Below are 14,382 nucleotides of genomic sequence, written 5' to 3'. Positions count from 1 at the left end.
TCCGACCGCTTCCACGCTCACGGACCCTTCCCATGAAATACGAGCTCTACTACTGGCCCGAGATCCAGGGCCGCGGCGAATATGTGCGGCTGGCGCTGGAGGAGGCGGGGGCGGCTTATATCGACGTCGCGCGGGGGGCGCGCGGCACCAGCGCCATGATGAAGATGATGGACGCGCATGGCGGCACGCCGCCCTTTGCGCCGCCGTTCCTGAAAGCGGGCAAGCTCGTCATCGGCCAGACCGCCAACATCCTGCTCTATCTCGGCGCCCGTCATGGGCTCGCGCCGAAGACGGAAGCGGGCAAGCTTTGGGTGCACCAGCTTCAGCTCACCATCACCGACCTCGTGACCGAGATCCACGACACCCATCACCCGCTCGGGCCTTCGATGTACTATGAAGATCAGAAGGCGCCGGCGAAGAAGCGCACGGCCGAGTTTTGGGACGAGCGCGTGCCGAAATATCTCGGCTATTTCGAGGAGCTCCTCGCGTGTAATGGCGGTGCCTATGTCACCGGTCGCAGGCTGACTTACGTCGATCTCTCGCTGTTCCAGATCGTCGATGGGCTGCGCTACGCCTTTCCCAAGCGCATGAAGGCGTTTGAGGGAAATATCCCGGGCCTCGTCAGCCTGCACGACCGCATCGCCGCGCGGCCGAACATCAAGGCCTATCTCGAAAGTGAGCGCCGCATTCCCTTCAACGAGCAAGGCATTTTCCGCCGCTACAAGGAATTGGACAATTAGCCGGTCCGGATAGCGGCTCACCACACGCCGGGCAGCAGGCGATAGCGCACGCGCGTCATATAGTTGGAATAGCCCGGCAGGCCCTCGCGCAGCGTGCGCTCCTCGATGCCGATGCGGACAGCAAACAAAACGACGATGACTGGCGCCATCACGAGGCCCCACCACGAGCCCAGCAGCAGCGGCACGCCGGCGAAGAACAGGATCATGCCGCTGTACATGGGATGGCGCACATGCGCGTAAGGCCCCGTTGAGACCACGCGTTGTGCGCGGTCGGCCTGGAGCTTCACCACGGGCGCGGCGAACGAGTTCTCGCGGAACACCCACAGGATGAACAGCGTCGAGAGGACGAACAGCACGAGACCGAGCGCCTGCAACGCAACCGGCATGTCGGAGAATTGCGTGCGCCGGTCGAGCCCCATCGCGGCCAGCCAGGCCAGCATCGCAATGACGAAGACGATCATGAAGGCCTTGTCGGCGGCAGGCTGGTCCTTTTGCAGGACCGGTCGCAGACGTTCGGCGAGCAGCGCCGGATCGACCCGATAAAGCCACCAGCCGCAGAGCGGGCCGAGCAGGGCGCAGGTGGCGAGGAACACCCAGGCCGAAGGCCAATGCATCGTCCCGGCGCAAGCGAACAGCAGCGCGCCCATGCCAGCGGTGGTGATCGTGTTCTGCAACAGCAGTTTTGCGATCATGCGCAGGTCCCGGGTCAGCCGCGCACGATATTGGTCCCGCTATCCGGCGAAGATGCGGCCGGACACGCGAAAAGCCCGATCGACCGGATCGGGCGTTTCATCTTTGACCGGCCTGATCAGGCGAGCTGATCGATCCGCGTGCCCTGACCCGGCGGAAGCGGCGCGGGCGGCGGCGGCTTGTAGGTCGGGTCGTTGTCCTTGGTCTTCTGGTCGTCCTGCTGCTTGGTCGTGTCGTAGCTCGGCACCACGATCGCGATCGGCGGCGGCGCAACGGTAGAAACGCTCATCCACAAATCCTCACACATGGAAACGATTGACCTTGCGCTGTGAGGAGCGAAGCTTCCGTCAAGCCAATCGTTAAAATGCGAAGGAGTTGGTGCGGTGGGATGCGCTGTTTTCGTGTCGGGTATCGCTCGATGTGGGGGAAGCCGAATCTCTCCTCGTCATTGCGAGCGCAGCGAAGCAATCCAGAGTACCTCGGCAGAGACAGACTGGATTGCTTCGCTGCGCTCGCAATGACGAAGTGTGTGGCGGGCGGCGTCGCGATGCTTGCGTCGCCCCGTGCGTGGAAAGAGCGCGAAAAAGTACCCCGTCTATTCGTCCTTGCCGCGCGTGATCGCGATGGATGCGTCCGTCTTGGTGCGGGTGCATTCCATGTTGAGGCGGCGGTAGCGCATGACGACCTTGTCGCCGCGCAACAGTCCCATCCGCTTCAGGCAGCGTGTCGCGCCCGTCGTAGTGTCGTCCTTCGTCACGGTGAAGACGATTGCCGCCATCGAACTCACCAGCGCAAAGAACTCTGGCGTGGGCTTGCGATCGCCCTTGGCATAGAGCTCGATGGAATATTTGTCGCCGCGGCAACCCACGGACAGCTCCTTGGCTGCGGGGTGCGAGAGGTAGACGATGTTGGCGGCCCGGAAATTCACCTTGAGGCGCTCGACCTGGTTCGACAGCTCCTTGGCGCTGTCGTCGCAACGATCGGCGCGCGCTGGCGATGCAAGAGCCACAAGGCCGGTGATGGCGGCGGCGACCAGGATCGCGCCGCGGACGTTCGAGTTCAATGTCATGATAAAAAGCCCCTTGGAGGGCGCATAAAAGCCTGTACTCCGAGGCCATGCAAGACCTTCGATCAGGCCTGTTTGCGAACGGTCGTGCCGTTTAGACGCCCCGGGCGCCGAGAAGCTCTTTTTCAATTGTTTGCTTCAACTGCTTCAAATCCTCCAGATGTCCACCAATCCGCGACACGTCGGCCTTTGTGATGGAATCGCGAACGTCCGCGACGACGCTGCGCGAACTTGCCGCGACCTGGCGGACGCCCTTTGCCAGATCCTCGCCCTTTGCGACGTAGCTTGAACCAATCAGAAGGCTGCCGCCCGGCAGTCTGGCGATTCGTTCTTTCACGCCTTCGACCGTTGAAACGATCGCATCTGTATTCGACAGGGCGTAGTCGTTCAGTTGGGAGATTATGTCGGTTAGCAGGATCGCCACCTCTTGGACGGTGTCGACCATCGGGCCGCTCTGTTCGAGACGTTCGGTGGCCCTCTTTGCTGGGACAATGGCCTTCACATAGAAGTTGTACCCCACAAACACGATTACCGCGGACCCCACCAAGAGAAACGCAATCGCAGGCTGCTCGTGTCCGGAAAGAGCCAAGAGACAAGCCATCACCAAGGTCGCTGCCGCAAGGACCAGCAAGGCGAGCGCATAGCCGCCGGCTTCCCAACCTTTGATGACAGAGCCGGTGATTTGGTCGCTGAACTTCACGACTGGCGTGGTAATTCCTGACATCTCGATTTCCCCATTTTCCCCGACGCGATTGCGGACATAAAATCGCAAAATCAGAGGTGGCGATAGCGTTCCGGTGCTGCATCGGGACACTCGGAGAATGTGCGGGGCGGGGCCCCCCAATTGTGGGGAGGCGAAAACCTTCCATTTGTGGGAAAAGGGCTTAGAAAGGCTCTATCTTTCGGCGCCTTTGGCGCGCGCCCTGCGGCCCCAATCCGAGACCAGATCATGAACGCTCCCACCGCCTTCCCCGACCCCGCAAAGCCCGTTCCGCCCTATAAGCACACCCCGCTCTTCCCGCTGGGCAAGGACGAGACGCCCTACAAGAAGATCACGGCTGAGGGTGTCAGGGTCGAGAAGGTCCTGGGGAAGGACATGCTGGTGGTGTCGCGCGAGGCGCTGCGGGCGCTGTCGGAGGCGGCCTTTGGCGACATCAATCATTATCTGCGCCCCGGCCATCTGAAGCAGCTCCGCGCAATCCTGGAGGACGGCGAGGCGAGCCCCAACGACAAGTTCGTCGCGCTCGACTTCCTGAAGAACGCCAACATCGCGGCCGGCGGCGTGCTGCCGATGTGCCAGGACACCGGCACCGCGATCATCATGGGCAAGAAGGGCTGTAACGTCATCACCGATGGTGACGACGAGGCGGCGCTGTCGGAAGGCGCGCGCGACGCTTACCTGCGCCGCAATCTGCGCTACTCGCAGGTCGCGCCCTTGTCGATGTACGAGGAGAAGAACACCGCCAACAACATGCCGGCGCAGTGCGAGATCTACGCCGAGGGCGACGACGCCTACAAGTTCATGTTCATGGCGAAGGGCGGCGGCTCCGCCAATAAAAGCTTCCTGTTCCAGGCCACGCCCTCGGTGCTGACCAAGGACCGCCTGCTCGCCTTCCTCAAGGAGAAGATCCTGACGCTGGGCACCGCGGCGTGCCCGCCCTATCACCTCGCCATCGTGATCGGCGGCACCTCGGCCGAGCTGTGCATGAAGACGGTGAAGCTCGCCTCCGCCCGCTATCTCGACGCGCTGCCGACCCACGGCTCGCCCGACGGCAACGCCTTCCGCGACGTCGAGATGGAGCAGGAAATCCACAAGATGACGCAGTCGCTCGGCGTCGGCGCGCAGTTCGGTGGAAAGTATTTCTGCCACGACGTGCGCGTTATCCGCATGCCGCGCCACGGCGCCTCGCTGCCGATCGGGCTCGGCGTGTCGTGCTCGGCCGACCGCCAGGTGCTCGGCAAGATCACCAAAGATGGCGTCTATCTCGAAGAGCTTGAGCACAACCCCGCGCAATATCTGCCGCAGGTCGAGCAGTCGCTCGGCGGCGAGGTCGTCAAGATCGACCTCAACCAGCCGATGAAGGACATCCTGGCGACGTTCTCGAAGTACCCGACCAAGACGCGGGTCTTGATGACCGGCACCATGATCGTCGCGCGTGACTCCGCGCATGCCAAACTGCGCGAGCGCCTCGAGAGGGGCGAGCCGCTGCCGGACTATTTCAAGAACCATCCGGTCTACTACGCCGGTCCTGCCAAGACGCCCGAGGGCTACGCCTCCGGCGCGTTCGGCCCGACCACCGCGGGCCGCATGGATTCCTTCGTCGACCAGTTCCAGGCCGCCGGCGGTTCGATGGTGATGGTGGCGAAGGGCAACCGGGCCCCTGCCGTGCGCGAGGCCTGCAAGAAGTATGGCGGCTTCTATCTCGGCTCGATCGGCGGTGCGGCTGCGAACCTCGCCGAGCACTGCATCAAGAAGGTCGAGGTGCTCGAATATCCCGAGCTCGGCATGGAAGCGATCTGGCGCATCGAAGTCGTCGACTTCCCGGCCTTCATCATCATCGATGACAAGGGGAATGACTTCTTCAAGGAGCTGAACTTGGGTTAGCGCTCCGCGCAGTTGAACGGCGGTCCGCCGCTGATGGTGCGCTTTAGCGCGGCACCACATACTGCGTCGGCGCGCCGTTTTCGGGCCCATCGAACATCACGAGCACGCGCCATGGTTCGCCGCTGACGTCGCTGAGCACCAGCAGGGTCTCTGCCTTGGCGGTGCTGTCGGCGACGCCGAGCGTGTGGCTAGGTCCAAGCTTGCCGCTGCTGGTATCGTAGAAGACGACGGCGGGCGCGATCTGCTGTTCGTTGACCGGCCCGGTCAGGAGAAGCAAGCCGCCTGACACGGCGGCGATGTCCCTGATACCGGTCGTTGTGCCAAGCGCCAGCGGAGGGTCGATGAGCTTGGCCTTGAGCGGCATGTTCTCGGTGAAGACGGCCTTTGCGTCGACCGTGAGAATATAAGCATTGCCGTCTTTGGAGGGACCACGGAAACCAAGATACATCAGGTCCGCTTTGACCGCGATGCCCTCGATGTTGGCGCCGTTGTCGCCGAGGGGCTTGTCGTAGTCCACGGGCAGTGCGTCCTTGATTGCACCGCGCAGGCGCGTCACGGATGCTTCGACGCCGATCACCTCGTCCGCGGAGATCGGGAAGGGAGGCTCTCCAGTGAGCTTGTCGACGGGAAAGCGAAAGAGGTGATAGCTCGTCGGATTGCTGTCGTCGGGATGATGACGTTTGCGGCCGTGCGATCCGACCACGTAGAAATAACCGTCATCGTAAGCGGTGCCCTCGGCATCCGGATCGCCGCTGGCCTGATCGCTCAGCAGGCGGATTACCTTGCCGGGATTGATCGTCGTGCCTTCGATCGCAAAGAACTGCGCGTATTTCTTTTCGTCGTTGACGACGAGGCAGGATTTGAGGGGCGGGGATGTGGTCGCGCACGCCGCTCCACTGATGTTGGTGCGGGCATCCGCGCTCTTCTTGAACGGCTCGCTCAGTTGCCACGCCGGTGACTGCGGCTCGAGCACGTCGGCACTCACCGGCGCTGCTCCAGCAAGCGCGGCCACGGCGGAGGTCAGGAACAGGTGGATGCGATTGCGAGCGGGGAGGGAGACCATGCAAATTCCCCTCTGCTGAAAGTGTGTTGAGATCAATAAAAATCTTTAGTTGTATACTGTTTATCCTGCTCGTGAAGCCGGCTGTGGTCAACGACCTGAGCGCCTTGGCCCCGTGGCCAATGACCGCAGCCCGTTAGCTGCAATTCGTAACCTGGTTCGAGCACAGCGAGCGCCACCAGCCGCGGACGCCGTCCTGGCTCTCGACGAGGCCCCAGAGCCCGCTACAGGCAAAGATGCGCTTCGGGCCGCCGTCGGTGTCGATTGGGCCGCCGAGCTCGCGCTGGGCCGGCATCCATTTCGCATCGACGAAGGGCGCCTGAAACAGGCCGCCCATGCGCGTAGCGCCGTTGGCATAGGACGCGCCGACCTTGTTGGACGCGACCCAGCCGCGCCCCGCATAGGGTTTTGGCGCGCTGCGCGGATATATCTTCTCGTCCTCGTAATCCTTGCCTGGCGGCTTGGCGCCTTCGATCAGAAACCAGCCGTCCTTGAAGCCGATGATGCGGAATTCGGTGAGCCATCCGCCCTCGGGCGTGTTCTCGGCGCCGCCGAGCTTCAGACGATAGGGCGGCGGCAGCGTGCCGAGCACGCGCGCTTTCACCGACGGCTCGGCGCGCACATTGAGACCATCAGGATCCTTGTCGATGGACCAGGCGCCGAGATCGCAGGACTCGGTGCCATCGGGCAGCGTTGAGCGCCTGGCGGCGAGATCGGCGTGGAGCTTTGCGAAGTCAGTGTCGTCGTTATCAGGGTCCGGCCCGCTGCGCGGCTTCAATTCGGCCGAGACCGCGCGCGTCACATCCGGTGTCAGCGTGACGACGAGGGCCTGGCGTGCAGCGAACACGCTTGCCGGTGTCTTCGGATCGTTCGACGAGGCCGGATAGACGGCGAGGGTGCCGGTCGATCCTTCGGTCCGGTAGGCCGTGCCGGCGACATAGCCCGCCGGCACCATGGCGAGCGCGCTTGCGCGCCACGCCGGTTCGGTGTCATCCGCGCGCGCCGATTGTGTCGCGACACACAGGATCGCTGCCGCGATGAGACGGAGCACGCGCACGGTTCGCAACGTGCCTACGCGCGCGCGCCCGTGAACGGAAAGCTGCCCATCGGGCCGATGCCCATCTCGCCGCTCATGCTGTCGCCAGAGACCGTTCCGATGAACTCGAGCGTCAACGGCATCGGATTGGTGATCGAGACTTTCCAGTTGACGGCGTCGCCGCTGATGGTGCCGTCGAAGATCTCGGCCGAATTGCCGTCGGCGCCCTGCGTTCCGGTCAGTGTGCCGCCGGAGTTCAGCAAGGTCAGCGTGGCCTTGCGCTCGCCCATGGGCGTCGTCATGGTCAGAGTCCAGTTGCCGTCCACGGCCATTCGTGTCTCCCATAAATCCCGGCGGGCAGCGACGATCCGCGGCCCGTCCCTGGCCGAGCGTATAGCGCAACTCGCAGCAGCTGCCTAACCCTCCCTTGGAGGCATTTAGGCGCGGGCGGCGGCACGGCGCCGGCTGGTGACAATGAGGCGAAGCACGACATACTGCACGGCAAAGGCGAGGATCTTGGCGCCGCCTGCGACCACCGTGATGTAGAACGCCCATAGCTTCAGATCGCCAGTGGAGGCGACCACGATCATGCCGGCGCCGATCACGAACATCAGCAACGCCCAGGCATAGCCCGCGGCCGTCACATATTCCGGAACGGTCTCGACGACGATCGGCGGCATGTAGCGCAGCATCCAGCCGCGCTTGAGCATGATGGCGCCGATAGCGAAATGCGCGATCGAGGGCTTTGCCAGCATGAAGCGGGGATCATTGGTCAGCAGGGTGACGGTGCCCAGCACGACGACGAGCGCGAGGCTCGCATAGGTCATGTAATTGAGCTGCTGGCCCTTCACGCGCGCGTAGATCACCTGCGCGATCGCTCCGGCAATCGCCACCGACGTTGCCAGGACGACGTTGTCGGTGATGAGGTAGATGACCAGGAAAACGATGGCGGAGAGGAAGTCGGAGGCGAGGCGGGCGAATACGTCCTTCATCGTCTGTCCTGTTCAGCGAGTGTTGGGCATTGCGCTGGCCGGCGCACCGTACTTGATCTGGCGATACTCGGGATACCATTTTGTGAAGTAGATCGCGCTGTTGCGGGCGGCGAAGGCGACCGCAAGGCCCGACCAGAGCGGCAGGCCGGGGACGTAGAGCAGCGCGATGTTGGCGGCCATCATCAACAGCGCGGCGGCGGTCCAGGCGCCGGTGATGACGTAATTGGCGGTGAGGAAGCCGGGCATCGCCGCCGTTTCGGCCGGGACCGTTTCAACCGCATATTGCAGCGTGAACGGGTGGCGGACCAGCATCGAGCCGAGCGAGATGACGAAGATGCCGATGTCGACCGACAGCTTGACGCCCAGCGTGCCGAGCTTCGGGTCGATCAGCGCGAGGTAGAGGCCGATTGCGGCGAATACGATCGCCGAGCCCATCGCGAGGATCTTGACGGAGCGGCCGCGCGCGACATCGACCGTGATGGTGGCGAGGCAGATTGCAGACGCGGCGAACACGCTGATCGTGGCCGACGTCACCAGCATCAGGAAAGTGTAGGCGCCGTAGGGCGCGAGGATCAGGAAAATCGCCATGAGCCGCCTCGGTCTGGCCAATCTTTACGATGTAAAGATAAATAAATCAGGAGCGATGCCGGGTCAAGCGAAATCTTTACAGTGTCAAAATAACGTAGGTAACTTCCAAAAAATGAAGTGCTGCAATGGCTTGGTCGGACGCCTCGTCGGCGAATTCCGCCCAGGGCAGGCGCGACAGGATCGGCAGCGCGGCGGCGAGCAGGAGGCCGACCGAGAGCAAGATACCGCCGTTGAAGATGAGATGGCCGCTCCGTCGCAGCCGGATCATCCGGAGTGCGAGCGCGGCGCAGGCCAGGGCGAGGACGGCAAGGCAATCTGTGGTGATCGAGGGCATGTGCAGGCCTCTTTGGTGACATCCGCGATGTCATTCCGGGGCTCGCGACGTCGTCGCGCCCCGGAATGACGAGGCGAGAGTTACTGCGCACCCACCCAATTGCCGTGAAAGCCGTCGGGCACGCGGTGGCCGAGCTGCACCAGCGCAACGGGACCGGCTTCGACATCGGTGGCGTTGAACACGGCGAGGTCGCTGCGGTTCTCCCGCGCGCGCCAGACCACCGCCAGCAGCCAGCCGTCGCCTTCCGCTGCATCCGTCGCGCGCTCGACGAACACCGGCTCGGAGATGGTATCGCCGGCCGGCAGCAGATAATGACCGAGCCGTCTGCCGTTGCCGTCGACATGGACGACGCCCGACAGCGCGCCGAACATCGGCAGCCGCGGATTGGCGCAGGCGTACCAGCCGTGACGGCTTTTCAATCCGGCGCGGCGGTCGTCGATGCGGGGGAATTCGCCGGTGAGATCGTCGAGATACGTCTGCTGGAAGCGGTCGGTCGTCCCTGAGAGATCGAACGTCCAGCGGCAATGGCGGGCGCGTGATTTCTCCGGATCCGTCGGCCGGCCATCGGGATGCGGAAACAGCGGCGCTTCCTCGAACTGCATGACGTCGGCGATGATGCGGTTGCCGTCCTCCCACGCGTTCATGATGTGGAAGACGTAGCAGGCTTCACCGCGGAACCAGACGATGTCCTTGGCCGTACCGTTGCGCTTCATCACGCCGACATAGGCGCCCTTGTCCGGCTCCCAGGCATAAGGCGGCCGTCCGCTCATCGCGCGCTCCATGCTGCCGGTGATCGGGAGGATCGGAAACAGCACGTGGTTCTCGGTGACGATGAAGTCGTGCACCATGCTGGCGTAGGGCGCCTCGAAACGTTCGAAGCGCGTGGCCTTGCCTGTTACGTCGATCGATCCGTAGGAGAGGGCAGGGGTCAGCGGACCCGCGGCGTTGTAGCCGAAGAACACGAGCTCACCGGTGACCGGGTCGACCTTCGGATGCGCCGTGAAGCTGCCGGCGACGCGACCCTGATAATTGTGATAGCCGCGCGTCGCCAGCGTGCCCGGCTCGATCTCGGTCGGCAGATGCGCTTCTTCCAGTGCCAAGAGCTTGCCGGCATGAAAGATGATGTTGGTGTTGGCGACGCCGCCGTCGGTGAGGTTTTGCGGGGCATCCGGCAGCTTGCGGCCGAAGCCGCCGAACAGTGCGCGGCCTGCATCGTGCTCGGCCAGCCATTTCGGCGTGCGGACCCAGCGGTTGCGATAGCTGGCACGGCCGTTCTCGAGGTGGAAGGCGTGCAGCATGCCGTCGCCGACGAACCAGTGCGCACCGGGCGCATCGAACTGCGGATTGGGACCGTTGCGATAGAGCACGCCATTCAGATCGCGCGGCAATTCCCCGACGATTTTGAGGAACGGCGCGTCGGCTTCGAATGGAATCGGACCTAGGTTATGGCGGCGCTCGGTGACGGCGTCGTGCTGCACGGCGTATCCCTCCCTATCTTTACATCGTAAAGATCGAATAATGCCGATCGCCGCATTCGTCAAGTGAAATCTTTACACTGTCAATATTGCGTCATATAGCTTGCAAATGGCCAAAAGCGACACCAAGAGCGAAACAGCGCGCAAGCCGCGTACACCGAGCAAGACATCGTCGGCCGCGAGCGCGCAGGCGCGTTCCGCACGCCGTCCGGCAGTAGCGAAGACGGAGACGCCGTATCATCACGGCGCCCTGCGCGAGGCGCTGCTCCAGGCCGCCGAACGGGTGCTGGAGCGCGACGGGCTGTCCGGCCTGACCTTGCGCGCAGTGGCGCGGGAGGCGGGCGTCTCGCATGCCGCGCCGACCCATCATTTCGGCGATCTCACCGGCCTGCTCAGCGAGCTCGCGGCCGTCGGCTTCCGCCAGTTCAACGCGGCGATGGCCTCGTCCTGCGACGCCGCCACCACGCCACTGGAGCGCGCGCTGGCGCGGCCGAAGGCCTATGTCGCCTATGCGCAGGCCCATCCCGGCATGTACGGCATCATGTTCCGCACCGAGCGGCTGGACTATTCCAGGCCCTCGCTGCACGAGGCGGCCGAAGCCTCCTTCGCCGGCCTTGCCAATGCCATCGGCATGATGCGGCAGGAGCAGATCAGTGGCGACGCACTGACGCTGAACCAGGGCGCCGCGATCGCGCGCGCCTGGTCGATGGTGCACGGCTTCACCATGCTGCTGCTCGACGGCCGTCTCGAGGACATTCTGGGGCGGCTGCCCGAAGGGACGACGACCGAACAGTTGCTCGAGGCGATGCTGACGGCGCCCATCACGGCGAAGCTGCCGGGTCCCTGATCAAGCGGCCGGGGCCAGCAAGCTCTTAAACGGCAACGGTGGCACGGCGCGTCTCGGCCCAGGAAGAGTGCTTACCGGCGTGCTATCGCAGCGCTGAAATGTGGGCTAGCGGATTCACGTAATACATCTTGAAGTTGTGATAGATTTGAAGGAGTATTGGGGGTGCGCTGTACTTAGAATTTGTTTCTGCATCGGTCCTTTCCCATGTCGGACGTTTCCCCCGAAGTTCTGAGCAAGCTTACTGAATTGATTAAGGCCACCGGGGGCGTCGGAGCGCCTCATGATAGTGGCCTCACATGGCTTCAGTTTCTAAAGAGCATCACCGAGTTTCTAAATGCGATCGCGTGGCCGGCCGCGGCCGTTCTTTGCGTACTTCTTTTTCGTCGGCAGGTGATCGACTTTCTCGGCAATGTGGAAAGTGTGAAGGTGTTGGGAGTTGAAATATCCCGAAAAATAGACAAGCAAATAGAGCAATCAGCAAAAGAAGCTCAGACGAAATCGGAGGCGGAGTTGAGCTCGGGGCCTTCCAAGGCCGAACTCGAACGAGCGATGACGGTCAAGGATTTGGCGGCCAACGCAAGTAGTGGCGTAGTTCTGGCGAAAGCCGAATCCCTGGCCGCAGAGTACGAGAGCGTACGTGCATCTATGCTGCCCGGAAATGATCGGACGCGCGCTATGGAAGTCGTGGTTTCCAAGATGCGTACGATTGGGCAGGCTTTTTTCCCCCTTCGTCACGAGTTTGCTGGCTCTGCGTCTCCGGGGAAGCGGTTGATGGTCATCACATCGCTGCAAGTATTTTTTGATTTCGAGATGCTCGACTGGCTGGCACAACGCGTTGGTTCGGAAAAGCCGTTCCTACAATATCAAGCCCTCGTGGCCATCCTTCTCGGGATACAGCAAAAAAATGCGAAAGCTTATATTGCGGCTCTAGATGCTGCGGTCAGCACAGTAAACCAGGTTCGAGACAAATTTGGCAGCGATACAAGCCGGACGGGAACGCTTGAGGAAATCGAAAAATCTCTGAGCGACCTCAAGCGTGCTACCCAAAAGAAGACCTGATTCAGTTGGCCTTACCGCATCGTCGCGAGTTCGACCGCACGTCCACGCGTGCCGACAATCTTCACCTCGTCCTTGCCGCAAGTGAAGCTGCGGGCGAAATCGTCCGCCGCCTTGCGAGCGAGCTCATTGGCGGTGGGGTTGATGGCATCGACATAGGCGACGTGGCAGACCGGCCCCGGCGGCAGCCGCGTCACGACGAGCATGGCCTTGGTGTTCGGCCGTCCCTGCTTGTCGGGATCGGTGCCATCGGCGATGTGCCAGCGCTGGATCATGGCAAACGACTTCGTGCCCGCGCTACGCCATTCGACGGTGGCCTCCGATGAATTGAATGGCGCGAACCAGATCTTTGCCGCCGGTTCCTCCGCTGCGGCCTTGCGATTGCGGCCGATCGAGACGATTTCGCGCAGATCATCCTCGGCGATCAGCACGATCAGGCCGTCTTTTCCCGGGCAGACCCGCGTGGTGCTGCCGTCAAGCTCGCTGGGCTTGCCGATCTGGCGGCAGTCTTTTGGCGCTGTGGAGGAATAGGTGCTGCCCATGGATTGGGCGGCGACGTGACCCGCGCTCAGGCAAGTCAGCAGCACGGTCAGACAAAGGAACGCGATACGCCTCATGACGACGCCTTGATACAGAGGGAACTCCCTCCATCAGACGTCTTCACTGTGGGCAAGGTTCAAACAGAGGCGGGATGTACCTGACAGCGGCGCGGAATCGTTCTAGAAGGGCGCCTTCCGCTGCGCTTACCGCGCTTCGTCCGCGACATCTCATTCGATCATGCCAGCCATCGCTTCCAGCAAATCCTATCGCGTCGGCCGTTCCAAGACCGGACTTGGCCTCTTCGCCACCATGCCGATCAAGAAGGGGACCCGGATCATCCGTTATTTCGGACCGATCCTGGACTCCAGAGTTCCCGCGCATGACGAGATCGAGAACAAATACCTGTTCGAGCTCAACAACCGCTGGACCATCGACGGGTCGGTGCGCAAGAACCTCGCCCGCTACATCAACCATTCCTGCCGCCCCAACGCCGAGTCCGACGTCCGGCCGCGCGAGCGCAAGGTCTTCATCCGCGCCATCAGGAACATCGAGCCGGGCGACGAGATCAACTACGATTACGGCACCGACTACTTCAAAGCCTATCTGAAGCCGATCGGCTGCAAATGTCCTTCCTGCGAGGCCAAGCGCAAGAAGCTGCGCGCTGAGGCCCGCGCCGAACGCGCCAAGGTGAAGACGCGCACGGAAGCGAAGGCCAAGAAGGCGGGCGCGAAGGCCGGCAAGAAGAAGCTCAACGGCCATGCCGTTGGCAAGAAGAACGGTCGCGCGCGGGCTTAGCCATTAGCCGCGGTGTCATGCCCCGCGAAAGCGGGGCATCCAGTACGCAGCAGCCCATCCGCATCCGTCTACTGTCTCGGAATACTGGGTCGCCCGGTCGAGCCGGGCGACGACAGCGAGTGACGTGGTCTCACGCCGCCACCACATTCCCGCTCTTCCGCAATCCCACATATTGCAGCTCGGCAAACACGCCGGTCGCAATCGCCTGCGCGACGACCATGAGCTCGCCGCTGATGTTCGGCGACACCGCGCTCGAGAACAGCAGCGCGATGCTGCCGACCGTCCAGGCCGCGTTGCCGACCACGACCAGCAGCACGAGCGGCCTCGCCACGGAGGCACGCAAGGCAAGCCAGCCGACCAGCGCGGTGTAGGTGATCAGGAACAGGCCGGTCTCGCGCAGCAGCGCTTCGGGCAGGTTGAACAGCGGTGCGAACGCGCCGGCGCCGAAGGTAAAGCCGAGGGCGGCGACGCCGCTGAAGATGGCGTCGGCGAGAAGCGCGCGGCGCAGGAAGGCGGATGCGTCGATCATCGTGGTCTCCATGGTTGGGTTGGGCTTGG

General features: G+C 62.9%; 18 protein-coding genes. 5 read left to right on the top strand and 13 right to left on the bottom strand.

Annotated elements, in window-relative coordinates:
* Nucleotides 1–32 precede the first annotated feature (32 nt).
* Complete coding sequence (locus tag ABIB95_RS09950) at nt 33–740, top strand: glutathione S-transferase (protein ID WP_354239001.1); 708 nt, start codon at nt 33–35, stop codon at nt 738–740.
* Between the two features lie 17 nt (nt 741–757).
* On the opposite strand, the gene ABIB95_RS09945 is transcribed toward ABIB95_RS09950, so the two are convergent.
* The 4 genes from ABIB95_RS09945 to ABIB95_RS09930 all read right to left on the bottom strand — a co-directional run bounded on the left by ABIB95_RS09945 (nt 758) and on the right by ABIB95_RS09930 (nt 3,220).
* On the bottom strand, nt 758–1,432 hold the full coding sequence (locus ABIB95_RS09945; RefSeq protein WP_354238999.1) for a methyltransferase family protein: 675 nt from the start codon (nt 1,430–1,432) through the stop codon (nt 758–760).
* 116 nt (nt 1,433–1,548) lie between these two features.
* On the bottom strand, nt 1,549–1,719 hold the full coding sequence (locus ABIB95_RS09940; protein ID WP_014494035.1) for a hypothetical protein: 171 nt from the start codon (nt 1,717–1,719) through the stop codon (nt 1,549–1,551).
* A 306-nt stretch (nt 1,720–2,025) separates the two neighbouring features.
* The gene (locus ABIB95_RS09935) at nt 2,026–2,499 is read right to left on the bottom strand and encodes a hypothetical protein (protein ID WP_354131402.1); all 474 of its coding nucleotides are present in this window, start codon (nt 2,497–2,499) and stop codon (nt 2,026–2,028) included.
* A 91-nt stretch (nt 2,500–2,590) separates the two neighbouring features.
* Nucleotides 2,591–3,220, bottom strand: coding sequence for a hypothetical protein (locus tag ABIB95_RS09930; RefSeq protein WP_354238996.1), 630 nt, complete (start codon nt 3,218–3,220; stop codon nt 2,591–2,593).
* 225 nt (nt 3,221–3,445) lie between these two features.
* Here ABIB95_RS09930 and ABIB95_RS09925 point away from each other — a divergent pair, with 225 nt between their 5' ends.
* A complete protein-coding gene (locus ABIB95_RS09925; protein ID WP_354238994.1) occupies nt 3,446–5,101 on the top strand; it encodes a fumarate hydratase in 1,656 nt (551 codons plus the stop codon).
* Between the two features lie 43 nt (nt 5,102–5,144).
* On the opposite strand, the gene ABIB95_RS09920 is transcribed toward ABIB95_RS09925, so the two are convergent.
* The 7 genes from ABIB95_RS09920 to ABIB95_RS09890 all read right to left on the bottom strand — a co-directional run bounded on the left by ABIB95_RS09920 (nt 5,145) and on the right by ABIB95_RS09890 (nt 10,589).
* Complete coding sequence (locus ABIB95_RS09920) at nt 5,145–6,164, bottom strand: DUF3616 domain-containing protein (RefSeq protein ID WP_354238992.1); 1,020 nt, start codon at nt 6,162–6,164, stop codon at nt 5,145–5,147.
* Nucleotides 6,165–6,297: 133 nt separating this feature from the next.
* The gene (locus ABIB95_RS09915) at nt 6,298–7,218 is read right to left on the bottom strand and encodes an SH3 domain-containing protein (protein WP_354238990.1); all 921 of its coding nucleotides are present in this window, start codon (nt 7,216–7,218) and stop codon (nt 6,298–6,300) included.
* A 14-nt stretch (nt 7,219–7,232) separates the two neighbouring features.
* Complete coding sequence (locus ABIB95_RS09910) at nt 7,233–7,529, bottom strand: hypothetical protein (protein WP_071912259.1); 297 nt, start codon at nt 7,527–7,529, stop codon at nt 7,233–7,235.
* A 105-nt stretch (nt 7,530–7,634) separates the two neighbouring features.
* Nucleotides 7,635–8,189 carry an inner membrane-spanning protein YciB gene (locus ABIB95_RS09905; RefSeq protein WP_038933863.1) on the bottom strand — a complete coding sequence of 185 codons (555 nt, stop codon included), beginning with the start codon at nt 8,187–8,189 and terminating at the stop codon, nt 7,635–7,637.
* Nucleotides 8,190–8,201: 12 nt separating this feature from the next.
* The gene (locus ABIB95_RS09900) at nt 8,202–8,777 is read right to left on the bottom strand and encodes a hypothetical protein (protein ID WP_071912261.1); all 576 of its coding nucleotides are present in this window, start codon (nt 8,775–8,777) and stop codon (nt 8,202–8,204) included.
* A gap of 76 nt (nt 8,778–8,853) precedes the next feature.
* Entirely contained in the window at nt 8,854–9,117 is a 264-nt protein-coding gene (locus ABIB95_RS09895) for a hypothetical protein (protein WP_354239105.1), read from the bottom strand.
* 74 nt (nt 9,118–9,191) lie between these two features.
* A complete protein-coding gene (locus tag ABIB95_RS09890; RefSeq protein ID WP_354238987.1) occupies nt 9,192–10,589 on the bottom strand; it encodes a carotenoid oxygenase family protein in 1,398 nt (465 codons plus the stop codon).
* A gap of 106 nt (nt 10,590–10,695) precedes the next feature.
* On the opposite strand from ABIB95_RS09890, the gene ABIB95_RS09885 reads away from it, so the two are divergent.
* Nucleotides 10,696–11,433: a TetR/AcrR family transcriptional regulator gene (locus ABIB95_RS09885; protein ID WP_354238985.1), complete on the top strand. Its 738-nt coding sequence runs from the start codon at nt 10,696–10,698 to the stop codon at nt 11,431–11,433.
* A gap of 204 nt (nt 11,434–11,637) precedes the next feature.
* Nucleotides 11,638–12,492 (top strand): hypothetical protein, encoded by an 855-nt coding sequence (locus ABIB95_RS09880; protein ID WP_354238983.1) that lies wholly within the window; start codon nt 11,638–11,640, stop codon nt 12,490–12,492.
* A gap of 11 nt (nt 12,493–12,503) precedes the next feature.
* Here the strand turns inward: ABIB95_RS09880 and ABIB95_RS09875 are convergent, their stop codons facing one another.
* Entirely contained in the window at nt 12,504–13,106 is a 603-nt protein-coding gene (locus ABIB95_RS09875; RefSeq protein WP_354238981.1) for a hypothetical protein, read from the bottom strand.
* A 160-nt stretch (nt 13,107–13,266) separates the two neighbouring features.
* Here ABIB95_RS09875 and ABIB95_RS09870 point away from each other — a divergent pair, with 160 nt between their 5' ends.
* Nucleotides 13,267–13,824 (top strand): SET domain-containing protein, encoded by a 558-nt coding sequence (locus tag ABIB95_RS09870; RefSeq protein ID WP_354238979.1) that lies wholly within the window; start codon nt 13,267–13,269, stop codon nt 13,822–13,824.
* Nucleotides 13,825–13,954: 130 nt separating this feature from the next.
* Here ABIB95_RS09870 and ABIB95_RS09865 read toward each other — a convergent pair whose 3' ends face one another.
* Complete coding sequence (locus ABIB95_RS09865; protein WP_354238977.1) at nt 13,955–14,353, bottom strand: hypothetical protein; 399 nt, start codon at nt 14,351–14,353, stop codon at nt 13,955–13,957.
* Nucleotides 14,354–14,382: the final 29 nt, after the last annotated feature.

It is taken from the genome of Bradyrhizobium sp. LA2.1 (assembly GCF_040547725.1).
Lineage (GTDB): Bacteria > Pseudomonadota > Alphaproteobacteria > Rhizobiales > Xanthobacteraceae > Bradyrhizobium > Bradyrhizobium barranii.
Note: the sequence above shows the minus strand (reverse complement) of the source record. Positions and strands in the feature narration are given on the sequence as shown.

What these genes read in the sequence shown, in the direction of transcription:
- ABIB95_RS09865 (WP_354238977.1), bottom strand. Translation starts at nt 14,353, where the DNA reads ATGATCGACGCATCCGCCTTCCTGCGCCGCGCGCTTCTCGCCGACGCC.
- ABIB95_RS09930 (WP_354238996.1), bottom strand. Translation starts at nt 3,220, where the DNA reads ATGTCAGGAATTACCACGCCAGTCGTGAAGTTCAGCGACCAAATCACC.
- ABIB95_RS09920 (WP_354238992.1), bottom strand. Translation starts at nt 6,164, where the DNA reads ATGGTCTCCCTCCCCGCTCGCAATCGCATCCACCTGTTCCTGACCTCC.
- ABIB95_RS09910 (WP_071912259.1), bottom strand. Translation starts at nt 7,529, where the DNA reads ATGGCCGTGGACGGCAACTGGACTCTGACCATGACGACGCCCATGGGC.
- ABIB95_RS09905 (WP_038933863.1), bottom strand. Translation starts at nt 8,189, where the DNA reads ATGAAGGACGTATTCGCCCGCCTCGCCTCCGACTTCCTCTCCGCCATC.
- ABIB95_RS09880 (WP_354238983.1), top strand. Translation starts at nt 11,638, where the DNA reads ATGTCGGACGTTTCCCCCGAAGTTCTGAGCAAGCTTACTGAATTGATT.
- ABIB95_RS09885 (WP_354238985.1), top strand. Translation starts at nt 10,696, where the DNA reads ATGGCCAAAAGCGACACCAAGAGCGAAACAGCGCGCAAGCCGCGTACA.
- ABIB95_RS09945 (WP_354238999.1), bottom strand. Translation starts at nt 1,432, where the DNA reads ATGATCGCAAAACTGCTGTTGCAGAACACGATCACCACCGCTGGCATG.
- ABIB95_RS09870 (WP_354238979.1), top strand. Translation starts at nt 13,267, where the DNA reads ATGCCAGCCATCGCTTCCAGCAAATCCTATCGCGTCGGCCGTTCCAAG.
- ABIB95_RS09940 (WP_014494035.1), bottom strand. Translation starts at nt 1,719, where the DNA reads ATGAGCGTTTCTACCGTTGCGCCGCCGCCGATCGCGATCGTGGTGCCG.
- ABIB95_RS09950 (WP_354239001.1), top strand. Translation starts at nt 33, where the DNA reads ATGAAATACGAGCTCTACTACTGGCCCGAGATCCAGGGCCGCGGCGAA.
- ABIB95_RS09925 (WP_354238994.1), top strand. Translation starts at nt 3,446, where the DNA reads ATGAACGCTCCCACCGCCTTCCCCGACCCCGCAAAGCCCGTTCCGCCC.
- ABIB95_RS09875 (WP_354238981.1), bottom strand. Translation starts at nt 13,106, where the DNA reads ATGAGGCGTATCGCGTTCCTTTGTCTGACCGTGCTGCTGACTTGCCTG.
- ABIB95_RS09900 (WP_071912261.1), bottom strand. Translation starts at nt 8,777, where the DNA reads ATGGCGATTTTCCTGATCCTCGCGCCCTACGGCGCCTACACTTTCCTG.
- ABIB95_RS09935 (WP_354131402.1), bottom strand. Translation starts at nt 2,499, where the DNA reads ATGACATTGAACTCGAACGTCCGCGGCGCGATCCTGGTCGCCGCCGCC.